The sequence below is a fragment of the Treponema parvum genome, assembly GCF_017893945.1.
Classification (GTDB): Bacteria; Spirochaetota; Spirochaetia; order Treponematales; family Treponemataceae; genus Treponema_D; species Treponema_D parvum_A.
The window spans coordinates 254,746-272,507 of the sequence record NZ_CP054257.1; the positions used below are offsets into that span (position 1 = coordinate 254,746).

Here is a 17,762-nt window from a genome sequence, read left to right on the forward strand (position 1 = left end):
CGCGCGGTGTATCTTGCGCGCCGCTCCGTTGAACAACGAATTCAATCAAATACGTACATATACGTTCATATTTATACATAATAAAATTGACCGCAGCAAATCTTTGTAGTATCATTAAAATCAGACTGAAACTGTATACGAGGGAAACATATGTTCAAAATCATTGAAAAGCGGCAGCTTTCTGCCGATGTGTTTTATTTAAAACTGGAAGCGCCGAATATCGCAAGGAACAGGAAGGCCGGACAATTCGTTTTAGTGCAGATCGATATCGACTTCGGCGAACGTATTCCGCTTACTATTGCCGATGCAAACGCGCAGGAAGGCTGGATAGTACTTGTGTTCCAGGTGGTAGGCGCGACGACTTATAAACTGGCGGAACTTGAAGTAGGAGACGAGATAGGTTCCGTACTGGGCCCGTTGGGTAATCCTTCCATAGTTGAAAAACAGGACAAGCCCGTAGTTATCATGGGAGGCGGAATAGGAGTGGCTCCTTGTTATCCGATTGTGCAGGCGCACAAGGCCATAGGAAACAAGGTTATCATGATAATCGGAGCGCGCAACAAGGATCTGCTTATTTTTGTAGATGAAATGAAGGCGATCGCGGACACGGTGATCATTATGACCGACGACGGAAGCGCAGGGCGTAAGGGTGTTATTACCGTTCCGCTTGAAGAGATATGCAAATCACCGAATCCTCCTTCCGAAGTTATCGCCATAGGCCCGCCGATAATGATGAAGTTTTCATGCAAGACGACAGAACCGTATAAGATTCCCACAACGGTTTCTTTAAATACGATCATGATCGACGGTACGGGAATGTGCGGAGGATGCCGGGTAAGCATAGGGGATGAAACTAAATTCGTATGTGTGGACGGTCCGGAATTTGACGGGCATAAGGTGGACTTTGACAATATGATTATGCGGATGAAAGCTTTTAAAAGTCAGGAAACCGAAGCCTTTCATAAGTGTAAGCTTCAGGCGCAGGCAGACGCGCTTGAAATATCAAAATAACTGTGCGCAATGAGCGCACGAATGCGGTATTTTCGGGAATAGTGTTTTTGCAATGCCGCATTCTAAGGGAGATTTTATATGTCACACATATCCGCAGAAAAACTTACTGAAATCGGAAAAACAGAATACGATAAAATAAAAGAAAAACTTAAAGCAAGCGCATTGACGCCTAAAGACAGAATGGCGATACCTCAACAGGATATGCCTTCAAGAGAACCTATAATCCGCGCAAGACAGATGTCGGAAGTTGCGCTCGGTTACACAAAGGAGCAGGCGGTAGTTGAAGCTGCAAGATGTCTTCAGTGTAAAAATCAGCCGTGCGTTTCAGGGTGCCCTGTAAATATTCCTATCCCGCAATTTATTGCGGAAGTTGCAAAGGGAGAATTTAAGGCTGCCGTAGATATAATCAAGACGACAAATCTTCTTCCCGCAATATGCGGACGTGTTTGTCCTCAGGAAACGCAGTGCCAAGGCGTATGTACGGTCGGAAAGATTTTTAAGTCCACGGATAAGGCGGTTTCTATCGGACGACTGGAACGCTTTGTAGCCGACTTTGAGCGCGAAAACAACCTTACTACAGCTCCGGCAGTGGCGAAGTCTACGGGCAAAAAAGTTGCGATCATAGGTTCCGGCCCTGCGGGACTTACCGTTGCCGCGGACACACGCCGCGCAGGTCACGACGTTACCGTGTTTGAAGCTTTTCACAAGGAAGGCGGCGTTATGGTTTACGGCATTCCCGAATTCCGTTTGCCCAAGTCCATTGTGGCCAAAGAAGTTGAAAACCTTAAAAACATGGGCGTTCATTTTGAAACGAATTTTCTTGTGGGACGGACTTATACGCTCGGGCAGCTTTTGGATGAAAAGGGCTTTGACGCCGCCTTTGTGGGAACGGGCGCGGGACTTCCTAAATTCCTTGGAATTCCCGGTGAAAACCTTATAGGCGTTATAAGCGCGAACGAGTATCTTACAAGGGCCAATCTTATGAAGGCCTATATGAGAGAAAAGTCCGATACGCCGACTTACGAGTCGAAGATTGTGTGCGTGTCCGGAGGCGGGAACGTCGCCATGGACGCCGCCCGTATGGCTTACCGCTTGGGAGCTGAAAAGGTTTACATATTGTACCGCCGGACACGCGAAGAACTTCCCGCTCGTAAAGAAGAAGTCGCTCATGCGGAAGAAGAAGGCGTAGAGTTCAAATTCCTTGAAAGCCCGGTTGAAGTTATAGGCGACGAAAACGGACACATAAAGGCCGTAAAGCTCATAAGCTTTGAGCTTGGAGAGCCCGACGCGTCGGGACGCAGAAGACCCATAAAGATAAACGGAAGCGAACATGAAATCGCCTGCGATGCTCTCATAGTTGCATTGGGGAACGGAAGCAATCCTCTTATGGTAAAGACCACTCCCGGCCTTAACGCCGACGAGCACGGCCACATCATTGTCGACGAAAATCAGCTTACTTCTCACGCGAAGGTTTGGGCCGGCGGGGATATCGTACTCGGAGCTGCAACCGTTATACTTGCGATGGGCGAAGGTCGTAAGGCTGCGGCGTCGATTAACGAATATTTGGCAAAAAACTGAAAAATATTCCGAACGGTTAAAGGCTATTTTATAAGACCATAAGACGGCAGCCGGCCGAAAACGTTCCTTAAAATGCGGCATACGAGGAAATTTCGATTTTTGAAAATGTCACATTCGTGCGCATCTTGCGCACAGTTGATAAGCGACGTTTTCGGCCGGTTTTTGCTTTATGAGCAGGGGCTTGCAAACATGCCCAGCCCGCCGTGGCGCGGCTTGGCGACCGCAGCGAAGCGAGGACGCTGAGCGTGAGCGAACCGCAAAACGGCGGTTTGCCGATAAGAGCTGCTCCTAAACTTAAAAAACATTTGGCATAATTGACAATACGTACTTTGGATAATTGACAATGCGCGTAATTTGCATATAATTTGCAAATTATAAATGGTTAAGAATTCGAAATGTCAGCTGATATGTAAAAATCTTACTTTAGGATACGACAGAAAAGTCGTTGCGGAAAATATTAGTTTTTCCATACATCAGGGTGATTATCTTTGCATTGTCGGTGAAAACGGGTCGGGCAAAACGACTTTGATAAAAACTCTTTTGCATCTTATGCCGCCGCTCGGCGGTGAAATCATATTCAACGAAGGCTTTCGTGCGGGCGAAATAGGCTATATTCCGCAGCAGACGATAGTTCAAAGGGATTTTCCGGCTTCGGTAAAGGAGATAGTGCTTTCAGGCTGTCTTAACCGCTGCGGTTTTCGCCCTTTTTACAACAAAGACGAAAAGCTTCTTGCACAAAAAAACATGCAGCGGCTCGGCATAAGCGGGCTTGAAAATTCGTGCTACCGTGAACTTTCCGGCGGTCAGCAGCAAAGGGTTTTGCTGGCAAGGGCGCTTTGCGCTGCGGGGAAGGTGCTTTTTCTTGACGAGCCTGTGACGGGGCTTGACCCTAAGGCGAGCCTTGAAATGTATGAGATCGTAAAGGATTTGAACGACGAGGGCATTACCGTGATCATGATTTCTCATGACATAGCCGCGGCCGTAAAATATGCCGATCACATATTGCACATTGCCGACTATGTTTTTTTCGGGACGACGGAGGAATATTTAAAAAGCGACGCGGGCAAAATGTTCGCGCCGCCGCGATGAATTTTATGGCGGACATATTACAGACATTGAAACTTTATTTTACCTTTCCCTTTGTGCAATATGCGATGATCGCAGGCGTTTTGATAGCTCTGTGTTCTTCGCTTTTGGGCGTTACGCTTGTTTTAAAACGCTTTTCCTACATAGGCGATGGGCTTTCTCATGTGGCGTTCGGGGCGCTTTCCGTAGCTACGGTATTGAAGCTTTCAAACAATATGTTTTTAATATTGCCTGCTACGGTGATATGCGCGATTATTTTGCTGAGCACCGGGCGAAATGCGAAGATCAAGGGAGATGCGGCCGTCGCCATGCTTTCAGTTTCGGCTTTGGCGGTGGGGTATTTTTTGGTTAACATGTTCTCTGCGTCGGCAAATATTTCCGGAGACGTATGCACTACGCTTTTCGGTTCGACGTCGATACTTACTTTAACAAAAACTGATGTTTACCTTTGCGTCGTTCTTTCTATGCTGGTAATCGCTGTGTTTTTGCTGTTTTATCATAAGATTTTTTCCGTCACCTTTGATGAAAATTTTGCACGCGCAACAGGAATCAAAACTAATGTATATAATCTTATAATTGCGATAATAATTGCCGTTGTTATTGTTCTTGCGATGAATCTTGTAGGCTCGCTGCTTATTTCCGCGCTTATAGTGTTTCCGTCACTGTCTTCGATGCGCTTGTTTAAAAATTTCAAGTCGGTGATAATTTTTTCCGCTCTCGTGTCCGTTTTATGCTCGGTATTCGGGATAGTGTTTTCAATTCTGCTTGAAACGCCGGTCGGCGCCACTATTGTAATCACGGATTTGCTTGTGTTTTTGATTTGCCGCCTTGTAGAAAAACTTAAAGCGGCTAAAAAAATTTGATTTTTAAATAGGAACTTTGTAATTTATAGTATGAAAAGACAAAATAAATATTTTTTTACAGTTATTTTTGCGATGGTTTTTTTAGCCGTAACCGCTTCGGCTCAGTCCGTAAAAAAAGGAACGCCAGCTCCTGATTTTTCATTGACGCTTCCCGACGGAAAGGCTGTGAACCCTGCCTCCTACCGCGGAAAGGCGCTGCTTTTGCACTTCTGGGCTACATGGTGCCCTCCGTGCAGAGCGGAACTTCCTGAAATGAATAAACTTGCGGAAAAGCTCTCATCAGAAACGGATTCCAAACTCGCTTTTCTTGCCGTTTGCGTTTCCGACAGCGAAAAATCCCGATCCGCTTTTATGAAAGAAAACAATTATACTTTTACCGGCGGTCTTGACGCTTCCGGCGCCATAGCGAAAAAATACGGAGTATTCGGTATTCCGGCAAGTTTTTTGATTTCTCCCGACGGAAAAATCGAAGATGTGTTTGTGGGCGCTATGACGCCTGAAAAACTTGCTTCGTTTGTAAGCGCTTATGAAAAGTGAGCCGCCGAAATTTCTGCGTGTTTTTTTGATCGCTTCTTCTCTGGCTTTGATTTTTGCGGGCGTTTTGCTCGGCGAAAATGCGGCTATTTTTCAAAAAGCGGTTTTCGTCTGCATGGAGTGCATAGGTCTTGGTTAGGCAGAATAAAATACGAAGAAAGCTCATTCAGTTTACGGCCATGCTCGTTTACAACGCGGACGTCACAAATTGGTTTTCAGGGGGAATATCCCGTTCCGTCATCAAAAATGTCTGTGTTCCGGGATTGAACTGTTATTCTTGCCCGGGAGCGATCTCTTCCTGTCCGCTGGGATCTATTCAAAACATCATCGCAAACGGCAAATTCCCGTTTTTTGTGACGGGATTTCTTATGCTTATGGGAACTCTTATCGGCCGCATGGTGTGCGGTTTTTTATGTCCCGCAGGCCTGATTCAGGAATTGCTTTATAAAATTCCGTCTAAAAAGATAAGGAAAACACGGAAATCCGTTAAGATAACAAGAAAGGCCGCGCTGCTGAAGTATTTATTGCTCGGCGTTTTATGCATACTCCTGCCGTTCGTTTTTTTTGTGCGCGACGGGCTTGGTTCTCCGTTTTTTTGTAAATTCCTTTGCCCCGCGGGAACTTTGGGGGCAGGGCTTCCCCTAATCGTAATGAACGAAACGCTAAGGAGCGCGCTGGGGCTGCTTTTTTCATGGAAGATGTCCACGGCGGTTGTGTTTGCCGTATGGAGCGTTTTTATGTTCCGCCCTTTTTGCCGTTTTTTTTGTCCGCTCGGAGCCGTCTATTCGTTTTTTAATAAGATTGCGGTTTTCGGCATAAAACGCGACGATACCAAATGCACGCATTGCAATGCCTGCACGCTCGGGTGTCAGATGGATACCTTAAACGTGAACGACAGGGAATGTATAAGATGCAATGAGTGCATAGCCAGGTGCCGATTCGGCGCTTTAAATATAGTGGCCTTAGGGCAAAATAAAATTTTCCAAAGCGAAAAAAGTATTTAAACGCCTGTCCGGCTGCGGAGGCGCCGGAAGGAGAAGACGCTTACTTGTCGCTTCCGGCAAGAATTTTTGCCCTTAGCGTAGGCCGCCGGCTAGCCTTTAATGCCAGTAAGCGCTATTCCTTCAACAAAATACCGCTGCGCCGAAAGGTAAACCACTACGATGGGCGCGATGCTGAATATTGTGGCCGCCATAACCTGATTCCATTTTATGTCAAAGTCGCCCCGCAAGAGAGCAAGCCCCAGAGTTAACGTGCGGGTGTGGTCGCTTTGCAGGAATACGAGCGCATACAGGTATTCGTTCCAAATGTTGAGCAGCGTGATTATAAGAAGCGTTGTCAGAGCGGGCTTTGCCAACGGAATAATTATCCGCACGAATCTGGAAAAATATCCGTACCCGTCGACGACGGCGGCTTCTTCAAGTTCCCGCGGAATGGTAAGAAAAAACTGACGCAAAAGGAATGTTCCGTATGCGGTGAACGTGCCCGACAGTATTAGCGCCCAGTGGGTGTCAAGAAGACCGAGACGTCTGAACAAAAGAAAATTCGGTATGAGAATAACCTGCCGTGGGATCATCAGCGTAGCAAGATAGATGTAAAACAGCATGTCGCGTCCCGGAAAATAGAGCCTTGAAAACGCATAGGCCGCCATTCCCGATGTTACGAGGGTTCCGAGGCATACAAAGACCGAAACTTTTATCGTGTTCCAAAGGTAATTGAAAAACGGCATAGATTTAAGCACGTCCGGATAGTTTTGCCAGTGAAAGCTCGTAAACATGAGCGAATAAGGCTTTGAGTATACTTCGGAATAAGTTTTAAAACTTGTTACGACCATCCACCAAAAAGGTATGAATAAGTACAAAAAAAGGATAAAGAGCACGATATACCATATTAGATTTTCTATTTTTTTCTTTGCAATGTTATTCATTATTCCGCCGCTCCGTTGTTTACGATTTTATTCTGTATCATTGTAACCGCAAATATTATCAGGAACAGAATTAGAGCTATCGCCGACGCATAACCCATCCTGAACCATTTAAATCCGTTTTGGTATATGTACATAACAAGGGTATTCGTGGCGTTTGCGGGACCGCCGTTGGTCAGCACGGAAGTTAAGTCGAATATTTGGAATGAACCTATAAGCGACGTTACAAAGGCGAAAAATGTTGTGGGCGCCAAAAGCGGAAGCGTTATTTTAAAGAACGTATTTACGGCTCCCGATCCGTCTATGGCCGCCGCCTCGTAGTATGTTTTGGACAATCCTTGAAGTCCCGCCAGATAAATTACCATAAAATAGCCGAGCTCTTTCCAGATTCCTACAAAGATTACCGACGGCATTGCCCACGCGGTGGAAGAAAGGAAGGGTATGGGACTTATTCCTACGAAGCCTAGGATATGGTTTACAAGCCCGTTGCCGCTGGATTCAAGGAGCGGCTGCCATATAACGCCGACCGCTACGGAAGAGCATACTGCGGGAAGAAAGGCCACCGTGCGGAAAAAATTTCTGGCCCTTAAAGCCTTGTTTAAAAGTACGGCGAGCAGTAAAGAAAAGAACAGATTTAGAGGAACTTTTATAAAGGAATACAAGGCCGTATTGCGTAAGCATATCCAGAAATTGCCGTCCCTAGCGATGTCTATGTAATTGCTGACTCCTATGAAAGTAGGCTTGTTAAGGATTCCCCAGTCCATAAAACTGAGTATCAGAGAGTAGATTAGGGGCCACACGGTAAAGACCAAAAAGCCGCTCAGATTAGGCAAAAGAAAAATAACGGCCGCTATGTATTCTGGTTTTATTGATTTTTTTTTGCCGGAAATAATACTGTTCATTTTACACTCCCGTAAAAGATTCTGAAACCGTTTTTTTTGATTATCAGACGGCTTTTTTATTTTCACAATTAACAATTTTTGCCTATTGTTGTAAAATTTTTTACCGGAAGATCGGAAATTTATAAAAAATGAATTGCAAATTATCAAAATTCAATAAACAATATGTTAGGTCTAAAGCGTCGTTTTTTTGGGAGGGAATATGCCGCATCTGAAAGTCGATTTTATTTCATATACTTTGAAAAGGAATGTAGCGATTAACGTTATGATTCCCGGCCTCATAGCCGACGAAATAATTGCCGGAGTCCGTACTCACAAGCCTAAGGCTCCTTATCCGGTGCTTTATCTGCTGCACGGTTATTGGGGCGATTTCGGCTCGTGGGAACGTTATACCAGTGTTGAACGATATGCTGAAGAATACAGTATCGCGATAGTGACTATGTCTGCGGAAAACAATTTTTATATAGACATGGGGGACTTGAATTTGGGTTATACGGCGACGCGAATTTTCGGCCCGAACTATTGGGACTTCCTTGAAAAGGAATTACCGGATTTTTTAAGCGCGTTTTTTCCGCTTTCTAAAAAAGCTCAAGATACTTATATTGCAGGTTTGTCTATGGGAGGCTACGGAGCTTTGCTCCACGGATTTTCGAACCCTGCCAAATTTTGTGCGGTGGGAGCCTTTTCTCCGCCTACCACGCTTACAACCGATGTGCTGGGAAAATACGATGCGCTTGACAAAAAGACTGTTGAAAAATATGAACCGATAAATATAATTAAACGGCAGGCAGGCAAAGGAAAAAAACTTCCGGCGCTGTACTATTCTTACGGAGCGAAGGACTTTTTAGTTCCCTGTCAGGACTGGTTTGAAAAAGAACTTGTAAAAGCGGGGATCGAGCACACGTATAAAAAAGCGGACGGATATGCCCACGAATGGCCGCTTTGGGATAAGGAGCTTGACAGTTTTTTGGCGTGGCTTCCGCGGACGGATATTTATCATACGCCGGGGAAGAAGAGGAAGGTTTAACTTCGACCGCTGAGACATCGCGGTCTCGTTAAACGACGAGTTTCGGATAAAGCCGAAACGTCGCTGATTATAGCTGTGCGCAAAGAGCGCACGAATGCGGCATTTTCGAAAACTCGATGTTAAGGATAAGTTGTGGATATTAAACTGCTTGTAGTGGAAGATGAACCGCGCGCTCTTGCCAGATACCGTAACTATATAGAACTCTATAAAGGCGGATTTGAAATCGTTGCAACCGCTTCAACCTATGAGGAAGCGATAAAAGCTTTTAATACATGCAAAATTGATTGTATATTTACGGATATTATTATTCCCGGTGGAACGGGACTGGACCTGCTTGAATATGTGCGTTCAAAAAAATGGGACGGAATTTGCGTAATAATTTCCGGATACGATAAATTTTCTTATGCCCAAAAAGCCATAAGGCTCGGAGCGTTGGATTATCTTCTTAAGCCCATTTTTGAAAGCACGTTTTTTAAAATGCTGGATAAAGTACGGTTAAAGATGGGTATAATATCGCCTGTAACAAATAAATATTACGATCAGTTGCTGCCCAGATACATCAAAAAGGCGATGGAATATGTCGAACACAACTATGACAGTGAAATTCAGCTTAGCAGCGCTGCCGAACAGGCGAGTGTATCGGCGGCGTATCTTTCAAGCAGGTTTACAAAGTATTTAGGGATTACGTTCATTGATTTTGTAAAATATTATAGAGTACAGGTGGTTAAATCGCTTTTGGAAAAATCATCAATAGACTGTTCTTTAGATGAGATTGCGGATAAAACGGGATTTTGCGATTCTTCTTATCTAAATCATTGTTTTAAAAAGTTACAGGGAGTTACGCCGAGAAAATATCAGCTGGATTATCATGCAAAAGAAAAACAAAATCATCAAAGTAGCGCGACTTAAAATATCCGAAAACAACACGATAGTGATCTTATTTATCATAATCGGATTGCTGTGCGCTTCCATGTTCACTTCCATAATTTTGGAAAGAAAAAGCACAAAAATACTCAGCTCATATATCATGCAGATCCTTGCCAAATATACGCTTGGCATTAACGATGAAATTTCGGATTCGATAAAGATAGTAGCGGCGCAAATAAATTCCATCCAATACATACTTCAAACTTCTTCAAATGAAACTATACGCGATGAACTTATGCGTATAACCCGAAGCAACAATATCATAAGAAATGCTGTCGCCGTAAAGAAAAAAAGTAAAGAGGCAAGAGCAGACGGAACGCTAAACCGCACCGACGATGCGCGCTCGGATGCCGCAGTACCCGCCGTAAATTCTACGGACTATGTTTACATATCGACTATTTCCGTAAATGATGAAAATGCGTTTGTAAGATACCGTCCGTTCGTTTCGGCGATGATCGATCCCATGTTGCCGAACGGCTATCCCGTTCTTCTTAGTCCGTACATAGAAATCATGGGGTTTACAACCGTCCTTCCCTGTCTTGTAAAGGATAAATTGAACGATATCTATGTGTTTTTTGAAGTAAACACTCTTTACATGCTGCAAAATATGAAAAATTTCAGACGGTCGGCTTTGCTTAAGAATTATCTGCCTGAAAGCATAAATATTTACAACAGTGACGGCGTTTTGATTGAAACTACGGACAATATAAAGCGAAAAAAAATTCCTACGCTGCAAACGGACGATATTTTTTCTCAGTTTAATTCCTATGACAGCAGCTTGGAGCTTTTTACGTATAAGACAAAAAATTCTATTTGGATGATGGAAAAAGGATCCGACATAGGTCTGTCTGCGGCGGTATGTATCCCTGCAGACTTTATTTCCAAGAATACGGTTACCATAAGGTTTGCGATTTTTTTCATTACATTGTTGAGCAACATCGCTATTTTGCTCACGCTTCTTACCACGTTTGAAGTAGCCAAAAACAATCAGCGCTTTGCAGTCATGCAGACTGAAACGCGTTTTAATACCTTGCAGAACAAGATGCGACCTCATCTTTTTTTCAATACGCTGGACAACATTGTATGCGCGATCGAAGAAAACGACAGCCGAGGCGCGCTGGATTGCATAAGAGCGCTTTCCTATATTCTTCAAATAGACTTGAGGGATAACGAAGACGAGATTGTCATGGCAAAACAGGTACGGTACATACACAGCTACGTAAATCTTCAAGAAGTAAGATATAAGGGGAAATTCGGTTTTACGATGGACATAGATCTGGGTAAATACGACATGGACAGTTTGAAACTGCTGAAATTTTGCGTGCAGCCGCTTGTGGAAAACTGTTTTGTGCATTCGGTTCATCAGGGACGGCAGTTTACGAATATTTCGGTAACTTACAAGGTTACGGATAAGGTAAGCGTAATTGTTTTTAACGACGGAGATCCGCTGCCTGAAAAAAAGCGGAACGAGCTGCGAAAATCGCTTAAGACGGCTGCAAAACTTGACGCTTCTCACATAGGTTTGGTCAGCATAAACGAGCGCATAAAGCTTAAATACGGAAAAAAATACGGACTTGACGTGCTGCCTGTTCCTTCGGGATTTAAGGTGAGGGTGCGGCTGCCTGTTTTGACGCAGCAATAAAATATTTTACAATTAATGCAAAAAATCACACATTGCAAATTTATGAAAACGATTTGACTATATACTATGAATGCTGAGTTTTGAAAAAAAGACATAATAGAAGATGTTCTTTCGGCGAGAACACCGTCCGCTTAGCCGCGGTCGAGCTTTTAGGGTAGAATTCTGTAAGCATGACGCTCGAAGCGTCACGCGTCCGGAACCTCGCCTTAAGTATCTCGTTTTCAAAGCGCGTCATTTTATTACTTATCCGGGAATAAAGAATAGCTTTAACAGGAGATAAATTTATTATGGACACGGTCAGAGTTGCTATTATCGGAACGGGAGGTATTTCGCATTCCCATTTAAAAGGCTATCTGTCGCAGGGCGGCAGGTGTAAAATAGTCGCGCTTTGTGATATCTTTCCAGAAAAATGCGCCAAGCTCTTGGACGACCTTGGCGTAAAGATGTCCCAAGACATAACCGTTACCGAAGATTATAAAACGCTCTTAAACAGAGACGATATAGATCTTGTTTCGATTTGTCTTCCGCCGAGCCTTCACTGTGAAGTGAGCTGCGCTTTTTTACTTGCCGGAAAAAATGTTCTATGTGAAAAGCCTATGGCTTCAAGCCTTGAAGAAGCGGACAAAATGATTGCCGCTGAAAAAAAGAGCGGCAAGGTTCTGGGAATAATTTCTCAAAACCGCTTTTATCAGGATGCGTGGACTGTAAAAAAAATGCTCGACAGCGGCGTATTCGGCAAGGTTTTGCTCGCCAGAGCAAATTCAATGTGGTACCGCGGTTCAAATTATTACGATTTATGGTGGCGCGGCACTTGGGAAAAAGAAGGCGGAGGATGTGTTCTAAACCATGCGGTACATCAGATAGATATGTTGTCTTGGTTTGTAGGCAAACTTCCCGATCAGGTAACCGCGATCTTCGGCAATCACGCCCATAAAAACAGCGAAGTGGAAGACGTAGGTATGGCTTTGCTTTCGTATCCGGGCGCGTTTGCGGAAATAAACGTTTCTTTAAACGATATGGATGAAAGGCAGTATCTTCAGTTCCAGTGTGAAAAAGCTTCCGTAGCCGTGCCCTGGTCGGTAAAATGCATGAAGCAGATGCCGAACGGATTTCCTGAAGCCGATCCCGAATCCGAAAAAAAATTCAACGATCTGTTTAAAACTTATGAAAAGCTCAGCTTTACGGGGCATGACGGTGAAATTGCAAATGTGCTCGACTGTTTACAAGGGAAAAGCGCTCTTGAAGTTACAAGCCGACACGGAAGGAATGCGCTTGAGCTTATTTATTCCATTTATAAGTCTGCGACGACGGGAAAGACCGTACATTTGCCTATAAAACAAAACGATCCGTTTTATACGAAAGAAGGGACGCTTTCTTCGGTTCCGCGCTTTTATAAAAAACTGAAAAGCATAGACAATGCGGAAGGCGAGATAACGCTTGGCAGCGCTTCAAAATCATAAAACGGTCGAATTTCGGGTTTTGAAAATATAGACTAAAATAATGCTATGCTTTCGGCGAGAACCCGTTTGCTTAGCCGCGGTCGAGCTTTTAGAGTAGAATTTTGTAAGCATAACGCTCGAAGCGTCACGCAAGCGGAACCTCGCCTTAGGCATCTCGTTTTCAAAACTCGCAATTCAGTTGGTGCACTAAAGGGTTGGAAAATTTCGAGTCTTATCAAACTCGAAATTGAATCAAATCATAAAGCAAGGAGAATTTATGGCGGCAGATTATGATAAAAAAGACGGAGCTAATTACGCTCCCAAAGGCGAAAAGAACATCGTATGTAAACCGGGAGAATTCATAGTAGGAGCGTGCGGTTTGGCGCACGGGCACATAAACGGCATGTGTAACGGACTCAGCGAAGCCGGCGCTACGATCGGCTTCGTATATGATCCCGATCCTGAAAAAGTTAAGGAATTTATAAAAATGTTCCCGTCTGCAAAGGCTCTTCCTTCTCAGGAAGCTCTTATGAACACAAAGGAGATAAAGCTTGTTGCGAGCGCGGGTATAGCAAATGAGAGGTGCGGCATAGGGCTTGACGCTCTCGATCACGGAAAGTTTTATTTTTCGGACAAGCCGCCGATGACAACGCAGGCTCAGGTTGAAGAAGCCAGAACGAAGGTAAGAAAAACCGGGCTGAAATGGTTCGTCTACTATGCCGAGCGTCTGCATGTTGAATCGGCCATTTATGCCGAACAGCTCATAAAAGAAGGAAGGATCGGCGAGATTGTTTCAATAAAAGGCTGGGGGCCTCATCGTACCGGGCTTTCAAAACGTCCCGAATGGTTTTTTAAAAAAGAACAGTACGGCGGAATTATTACCGACATAGGTTCTCATCAGCTTGAGCAAGTTCTGTACTATGCGGACGCAAAGGATGCGCGCCTTATTTCCAGCCGAGTAGGAAACTTAAAACATCCCCAATACCCTGAATTGGAAGATTACGGCGATGCGACTTTTATAACCGACAACGGCATTCCGTGTTATATAAGCGTAGACTGGTTCACTCCCGACGGCCTTTCCACATGGGGAGACGGGCGTTTGTGGATCTGCGGTACGAAGGGCTATATTGAGATAAGAAAATATGTAGACGTCGCCGCGTCCAAGGAAGCCGACCATGTTATTGTCGTCGATGAAAAGGGCGAATACCACTACAACGTACACGGGAAAATAGGATTTCCGTATTTCGGTAAACTCATACTTGATTGTTTGAATAATACCGAAACCGCGATGTCCCAAGAGCACACTTTCCGCGCCATAGAACTTGCCATAGAAGCGGAAAGAAAGGCCGTCATAATAAAATGAGATACGCGTTAGTCGGCTGCGGCAGAATAGCCCCGAGCCATATTCAGAGCGCAATAGACACAGGCCTTGAAATAGCGGGACTTTGCGACACGGATATTGCTAAGGCACAGGCGTTGGCCGAACGCTATAACCTTAAAAAAGACATATGTTACGCAGATTTTAAAACAATGATAAGCGACGTAAAGCCAATTGACTTTGTTTCCGTCGCGACCGACAGCGGAAGTCATCATGACGTTGTCATGGCGGCTTTTTCCATGGGATTGAATGTCTTATGTGAAAAACCCATGGCCATGAGCCTTAAAGATGCCGATGAAATGATCGGCACGGCAGAGAAAAAAAGGCTCGTTTTGGGCGTTTGTCAGCAAAATCGGCTGAACAATACGACTGTTTTGGTAAAAAAAGCTGTGGACAAAGGCGCCTTCGGCACAATATCGAACGCCGCCGTATGCGTTCGATGGTCGCGCGAGCGCTCGTATTACGCAGGCGACGATTGGAGAGGCAAGTGGGCGAGCGACGGCGGCGCACTGATGAACCAGTGCATACACGGATTCGACCTTCTTCGCTATCTGCTAGGGCCGGATATAGATTATCTGTATGCCGTGCTAGGCAACAGGGAACATCCGTATTTGGAAGTTGAAGATATCGGCATCGGGCTGATAAAGTTCAAAAACGGCGTCATTGCGACAGCCGAAGGCACGGTGAACACGTACAAAAATAATCTGGAAGAAACTTTAACGATCATAGGCGAAAACGGAACGGTCAAACTGGGAGGTCAGGCTGCCGAACGTATTGATTTTTGGGAATTTAAAGATCCCGAAGTAAACGGGTGGAAGGCTGAAACACAGAACTTTTCTTCCGTGTACGGAGACGGGCACGCGCGTATTTTTGAAGATTTTATACGGACTTTGAAGCAAGGCGGAGAACCCTTTGTCGACGGATCTGCGGGGCGCAATGCGCTTGAGACGGTTCTGGCCTTTTACGAAAGCTGGAGAACAAAAAAAGCCGTTTTATTCCCGCTTAAAGACGGCGCGACAATTTTGATGGAAGGAATATCGTTAAGATAAAATACTATGAAAATACGCAATCCTATTTTGAGCGGATTTCATCCGGATCCGAGCATATGCAAAGTAAAAGACACTTATTATCTGGCAAATTCTACGTTTGAATGGTTTCCCGGCGTAGAACTTTCTTATTCGAAGGACTTGTGCACTTGGCGTCCGCTGCCTTCTCCTCTGCAACGGAAAACACAGCTAGACATGACAGGATGCGAACCTTCCTGCGGCATTTGGGCGCCGTGCCTTTCTTACGACGGAAAGCTTTTTTATCTCATATACACCAATGTGAGAACATGGAACCGCGGCCCGTGGAAAGACACTCCCAATTTTCTTGTGACGGCAGAAAAAATCGAAGGACCTTGGTCGGAGCCGGTATATTTAAATTCTTCGGGATTCGATCCTTCTCTGTTTCACGACACGGACGGTAAAAAATATCTTGTAAACATGGAATGGGATTACCGGTGGAAAAAAGAACGTAATTTCTCAGGTATACTTTTGCAGGAATACGATCCTGTAAAAAAACGGCCGGTCGGAGCTATAAAAAAGATATTCACCGGTACGGATATAGGGTTTGTGGAAGGTCCGCACATTTTCAAGCGCAACGGATATTACTATCTTCTTACTGCGGAGGGCTGTACTTTTTACAATCACGCGGCAAGCATCGCCCGGTCAAAAAACATCGAAGGTCCCTATGAAATACATCCTTCTAACCCGCTGATCTCAAGCAGAGGCGATGATACGCTGGCGATACAAAAAGCCGGTCACGCAAGTTTGTGCGATTACAAGGACGGCCTTTGGGCGTTGGTATTCCTTTGCGGCAGGCCCTTGCCTGGAACGACAAGATGCGTTTTAGGAAGAGAAACTTCGCTTGCACTTGTAAAGTGGCAGGATGATTGGCCTTATGTGGTTCATAACGACGGAAGCGCCGCCAACACTCCCGAGCCTTACGTTATAACCGATAACGACGAATCCGAAATTCCGCATAACAGTTCCAGACATTATGATTTTAAAGACGACGGTTTTTACGATGATTTCAAATATCTTCGCACCGTCGACAACAGAGATTTTTTTAAGCTTAAAAGCGGCGGCGGACTTGAAATTCGCGGCGGAGAATCGCCGTGTTCTACGTTTCACAAGGCTCTTTTGGCCAGAAGACAGACGGATTTTTCGTTTACGGCCGTTACAAGGTTGCATTTTGAACCCGAATCGTTCCAGCACATGGCCGGCTTGACGTACTATTATGATGAAAACCTTCACTATTACTTTGCCGTTACAAAGGATGAGAAAAAGGGACGCTGCCTTGTCATAACGAGTATGGATTCGGGCGTCTTTTCAAAAACTCCCGTCCTGCCGATCCCGGAAAAAGACGTGTATCTGAAGCTTGAAGTTGAGTATGCGCGGGGTACTTTTTCATATTCGCCGGATAACAAAGAGTGGGTTCCCGTACTGAAAGATTTTGACACTTCGATTCTCAGCGACGATTATTTTAAAGACAGTTTTACGGGCGCTTTCATAGGAATGATGTGTACCGATACGGCGGCTATGGCCAAATGTGCCGATTTTTTATTTTTTGACTACAATGTTTAGTTTTTTTATTATATCCGCGATCGTGATGTCTTTAAAACCTTGGATGACAAGATCCGCTTCAAAAAGAATTTTTTCGGAACCTATACCTACGGCCTTCATCCCCGCGTTGTGAGCGGCTTTTATTCCGGCTGCCGCGTCTTCAAAAACTATGCACCGTTCAAACGGAATGTTTAACTCTTTGGCGCCTTGTTTAAAGACTTCGGGATCGGGTTTTGCTTTTGACACCTTTGTACCGTCAACGACAGCGTCGAAAAGGTTGTTTATTTCAAGTTTATCCAGGATGAGCTTTGAGTTTTTGCTTGCGGAACCGAGCGCAGTATGAAACCCGTTTTTGCGGGCGTCGACTAAAAATTCTTTTACGCCCGGTAAAATTTCGTCTTTTTTTAACTTTTCTATGTATGACACATAAAGGCGGTTTTTTTTATCGCAGCAGGAATTTTTTTCTTCATCGCTCATTGTCCTGCCGCCTATTTCAAGGATAATCTCAAGGCTTGCCATACGGCTTACGCCTTTAAGACGCTCGTTATCCTGTTCGCTAAAAGGAATATTCAATTCTTCCGCCAATTTTTTCCATGCTAAAAAGTGATATTTAGCCGTGTCGACGATCACTCCGTCCAGATCAAATAAAAGGCCTGATATCTTATCCATACAACTCTCCTGACGAACGCTTCCATAAAAACGAAAAACGGTGCAAAAATTTGCGTATAGGCGATTATATCATATTTAGCCTGAATGTCGACATTACTTGTAAGTTGTAAGTTGCTTGAAAGTCGCACATCGCAGAATTCTTAGCCATGCCTATGCCCGCCCGGGCTGCGTCTGCGCCG

17 protein-coding genes are annotated in these 17,762 nt (G+C 44.7%); 14 read left to right on the plus strand and 3 right to left on the minus strand.

What is annotated here, in order from left to right; genetic code table 11:
* The first annotated feature begins 150 nt into the window (after positions 1-150).
* The 7 genes from HRI96_RS01195 (at position 151) to HRI96_RS01225 (ending at position 6,076) form a co-directional block, all read left to right on the plus strand.
* Positions 151-1,011, plus strand: a complete 861-nt coding sequence (locus tag HRI96_RS01195) for a sulfide/dihydroorotate dehydrogenase-like FAD/NAD-binding protein (RefSeq protein WP_210117724.1) — start codon at positions 151-153, stop codon at positions 1,009-1,011.
* Between the two features lie 78 nt (positions 1,012-1,089).
* Entirely contained in the window at positions 1,090-2,589 is a 1,500-nt protein-coding gene (gene gltA / locus HRI96_RS01200; protein WP_210117725.1) for an NADPH-dependent glutamate synthase, read from the plus strand.
* 378 nt (positions 2,590-2,967) lie between these two features.
* Positions 2,968-3,678 carry a metal ABC transporter ATP-binding protein gene (locus tag HRI96_RS01205; protein ID WP_210117726.1) on the plus strand — a complete coding sequence of 237 codons (711 nt, stop codon included), beginning with the start codon at positions 2,968-2,970 and terminating at the stop codon, positions 3,676-3,678.
* 5 nt (positions 3,679-3,683) lie between these two features.
* Positions 3,684-4,538, plus strand: coding sequence for a metal ABC transporter permease (locus tag HRI96_RS01210; protein ID WP_210117727.1), 855 nt, complete (start codon positions 3,684-3,686; stop codon positions 4,536-4,538).
* 30 nt (positions 4,539-4,568) lie between these two features.
* Positions 4,569-5,075: a TlpA family protein disulfide reductase gene (locus HRI96_RS01215; protein ID WP_210117728.1), complete on the plus strand. Its 507-nt coding sequence runs from the start codon at positions 4,569-4,571 to the stop codon at positions 5,073-5,075.
* Positions 5,065-5,211, plus strand: coding sequence for a CD1871A family CXXC motif-containing protein (locus HRI96_RS01220; RefSeq protein WP_210118710.1), 147 nt, complete (start codon positions 5,065-5,067; stop codon positions 5,209-5,211). Before HRI96_RS01215 ends, HRI96_RS01220 begins: the two co-directional genes overlap by 11 nt.
* Positions 5,204-6,076, plus strand: coding sequence for a 4Fe-4S binding protein (locus HRI96_RS01225; RefSeq protein ID WP_256729266.1), 873 nt, complete (start codon positions 5,204-5,206; stop codon positions 6,074-6,076). Before HRI96_RS01220 ends, HRI96_RS01225 begins: the two co-directional genes overlap by 8 nt.
* An 89-nt stretch (positions 6,077-6,165) precedes the next feature.
* On the opposite strand, the gene HRI96_RS01230 is transcribed toward HRI96_RS01225, so the two are convergent.
* Positions 6,166-6,999, minus strand: coding sequence for a carbohydrate ABC transporter permease (locus tag HRI96_RS01230; RefSeq protein ID WP_210117729.1), 834 nt, complete (start codon positions 6,997-6,999; stop codon positions 6,166-6,168).
* Complete coding sequence (locus tag HRI96_RS01235; protein WP_210117730.1) at positions 6,999-7,898, minus strand: carbohydrate ABC transporter permease; 900 nt, start codon at positions 7,896-7,898, stop codon at positions 6,999-7,001. Before HRI96_RS01235 ends, HRI96_RS01230 begins: the two co-directional genes overlap by 1 nt.
* Before the next feature lie 199 nt (positions 7,899-8,097).
* Between HRI96_RS01235 and HRI96_RS01240 the strand changes: the two genes are divergently transcribed.
* From HRI96_RS01240 to HRI96_RS01270, 7 genes are all read left to right on the plus strand, one after another.
* Positions 8,098-8,922 (plus strand): alpha/beta hydrolase, encoded by an 825-nt coding sequence (locus tag HRI96_RS01240; protein WP_210117731.1) that lies wholly within the window; start codon positions 8,098-8,100, stop codon positions 8,920-8,922.
* A gap of 132 nt (positions 8,923-9,054) precedes the next feature.
* Positions 9,055-9,831 carry a response regulator transcription factor gene (locus HRI96_RS01245; RefSeq protein ID WP_210117732.1) on the plus strand — a complete coding sequence of 259 codons (777 nt, stop codon included), beginning with the start codon at positions 9,055-9,057 and terminating at the stop codon, positions 9,829-9,831.
* Positions 9,791-11,491, plus strand: a complete 1,701-nt coding sequence (locus tag HRI96_RS01250; protein WP_210117733.1) for a sensor histidine kinase — start codon at positions 9,791-9,793, stop codon at positions 11,489-11,491. The genes HRI96_RS01245 and HRI96_RS01250 overlap by 41 nt, the downstream gene beginning before the upstream one ends.
* A gap of 287 nt (positions 11,492-11,778) precedes the next feature.
* A complete protein-coding gene (locus tag HRI96_RS01255) occupies positions 11,779-12,951 on the plus strand; it encodes a Gfo/Idh/MocA family protein (RefSeq protein WP_210117734.1) in 1,173 nt (390 codons plus the stop codon).
* Between the two features lie 256 nt (positions 12,952-13,207).
* The gene (locus HRI96_RS01260) at positions 13,208-14,293 is read left to right on the plus strand and encodes a Gfo/Idh/MocA family protein (protein ID WP_210117735.1); all 1,086 of its coding nucleotides are present in this window, start codon (positions 13,208-13,210) and stop codon (positions 14,291-14,293) included.
* Complete coding sequence (locus HRI96_RS01265) at positions 14,290-15,357, plus strand: Gfo/Idh/MocA family protein (protein WP_210117736.1); 1,068 nt, start codon at positions 14,290-14,292, stop codon at positions 15,355-15,357. The genes HRI96_RS01260 and HRI96_RS01265 overlap by 4 nt, the downstream gene beginning before the upstream one ends.
* Positions 15,358-15,363: 6 nt before the next feature.
* Positions 15,364-16,935, plus strand: a complete 1,572-nt coding sequence (locus HRI96_RS01270) for a glycoside hydrolase family 43 protein (protein WP_210117737.1) — start codon at positions 15,364-15,366, stop codon at positions 16,933-16,935.
* Here HRI96_RS01270 and pgmB read toward each other — a convergent pair.
* Positions 16,912-17,583 carry a beta-phosphoglucomutase gene (gene pgmB / locus HRI96_RS01275; protein WP_210117738.1) on the minus strand — a complete coding sequence of 224 codons (672 nt, stop codon included), beginning with the start codon at positions 17,581-17,583 and terminating at the stop codon, positions 16,912-16,914. The two genes, HRI96_RS01270 and pgmB, sit on opposite strands and share 24 nt — an antisense overlap.
* Between the last annotated feature and the right edge of the window lie 179 nt (positions 17,584-17,762).

What these genes read in the sequence shown, in the direction of transcription:
- HRI96_RS01195 (WP_210117724.1), top strand. Translation starts at nt 151, where the DNA reads ATGTTCAAAATCATTGAAAAGCGGCAGCTTTCTGCCGATGTGTTTTAT.
- gltA (WP_210117725.1), top strand. Translation starts at nt 1,090, where the DNA reads ATGTCACACATATCCGCAGAAAAACTTACTGAAATCGGAAAAACAGAA.
- HRI96_RS01205 (WP_210117726.1), top strand. Translation starts at nt 2,968, where the DNA reads ATGGTTAAGAATTCGAAATGTCAGCTGATATGTAAAAATCTTACTTTA.
- HRI96_RS01210 (WP_210117727.1), top strand. Translation starts at nt 3,684, where the DNA reads ATGGCGGACATATTACAGACATTGAAACTTTATTTTACCTTTCCCTTT.
- HRI96_RS01215 (WP_210117728.1), top strand. Translation starts at nt 4,569, where the DNA reads ATGAAAAGACAAAATAAATATTTTTTTACAGTTATTTTTGCGATGGTT.
- HRI96_RS01220 (WP_210118710.1), top strand. Translation starts at nt 5,065, where the DNA reads ATGAAAAGTGAGCCGCCGAAATTTCTGCGTGTTTTTTTGATCGCTTCT.
- HRI96_RS01230 (WP_210117729.1), bottom strand. Translation starts at nt 6,999, where the DNA reads ATGAATAACATTGCAAAGAAAAAAATAGAAAATCTAATATGGTATATC.
- HRI96_RS01235 (WP_210117730.1), bottom strand. Translation starts at nt 7,898, where the DNA reads ATGAACAGTATTATTTCCGGCAAAAAAAAATCAATAAAACCAGAATAC.
- HRI96_RS01240 (WP_210117731.1), top strand. Translation starts at nt 8,098, where the DNA reads ATGCCGCATCTGAAAGTCGATTTTATTTCATATACTTTGAAAAGGAAT.
- HRI96_RS01250 (WP_210117733.1), top strand. Translation starts at nt 9,791, where the DNA reads ATGCAAAAGAAAAACAAAATCATCAAAGTAGCGCGACTTAAAATATCC.
- HRI96_RS01255 (WP_210117734.1), top strand. Translation starts at nt 11,779, where the DNA reads ATGGACACGGTCAGAGTTGCTATTATCGGAACGGGAGGTATTTCGCAT.
- HRI96_RS01260 (WP_210117735.1), top strand. Translation starts at nt 13,208, where the DNA reads ATGGCGGCAGATTATGATAAAAAAGACGGAGCTAATTACGCTCCCAAA.
- HRI96_RS01265 (WP_210117736.1), top strand. Translation starts at nt 14,290, where the DNA reads ATGAGATACGCGTTAGTCGGCTGCGGCAGAATAGCCCCGAGCCATATT.
- HRI96_RS01270 (WP_210117737.1), top strand. Translation starts at nt 15,364, where the DNA reads ATGAAAATACGCAATCCTATTTTGAGCGGATTTCATCCGGATCCGAGC.
- pgmB (WP_210117738.1), bottom strand. Translation starts at nt 17,583, where the DNA reads ATGGATAAGATATCAGGCCTTTTATTTGATCTGGACGGAGTGATCGTC.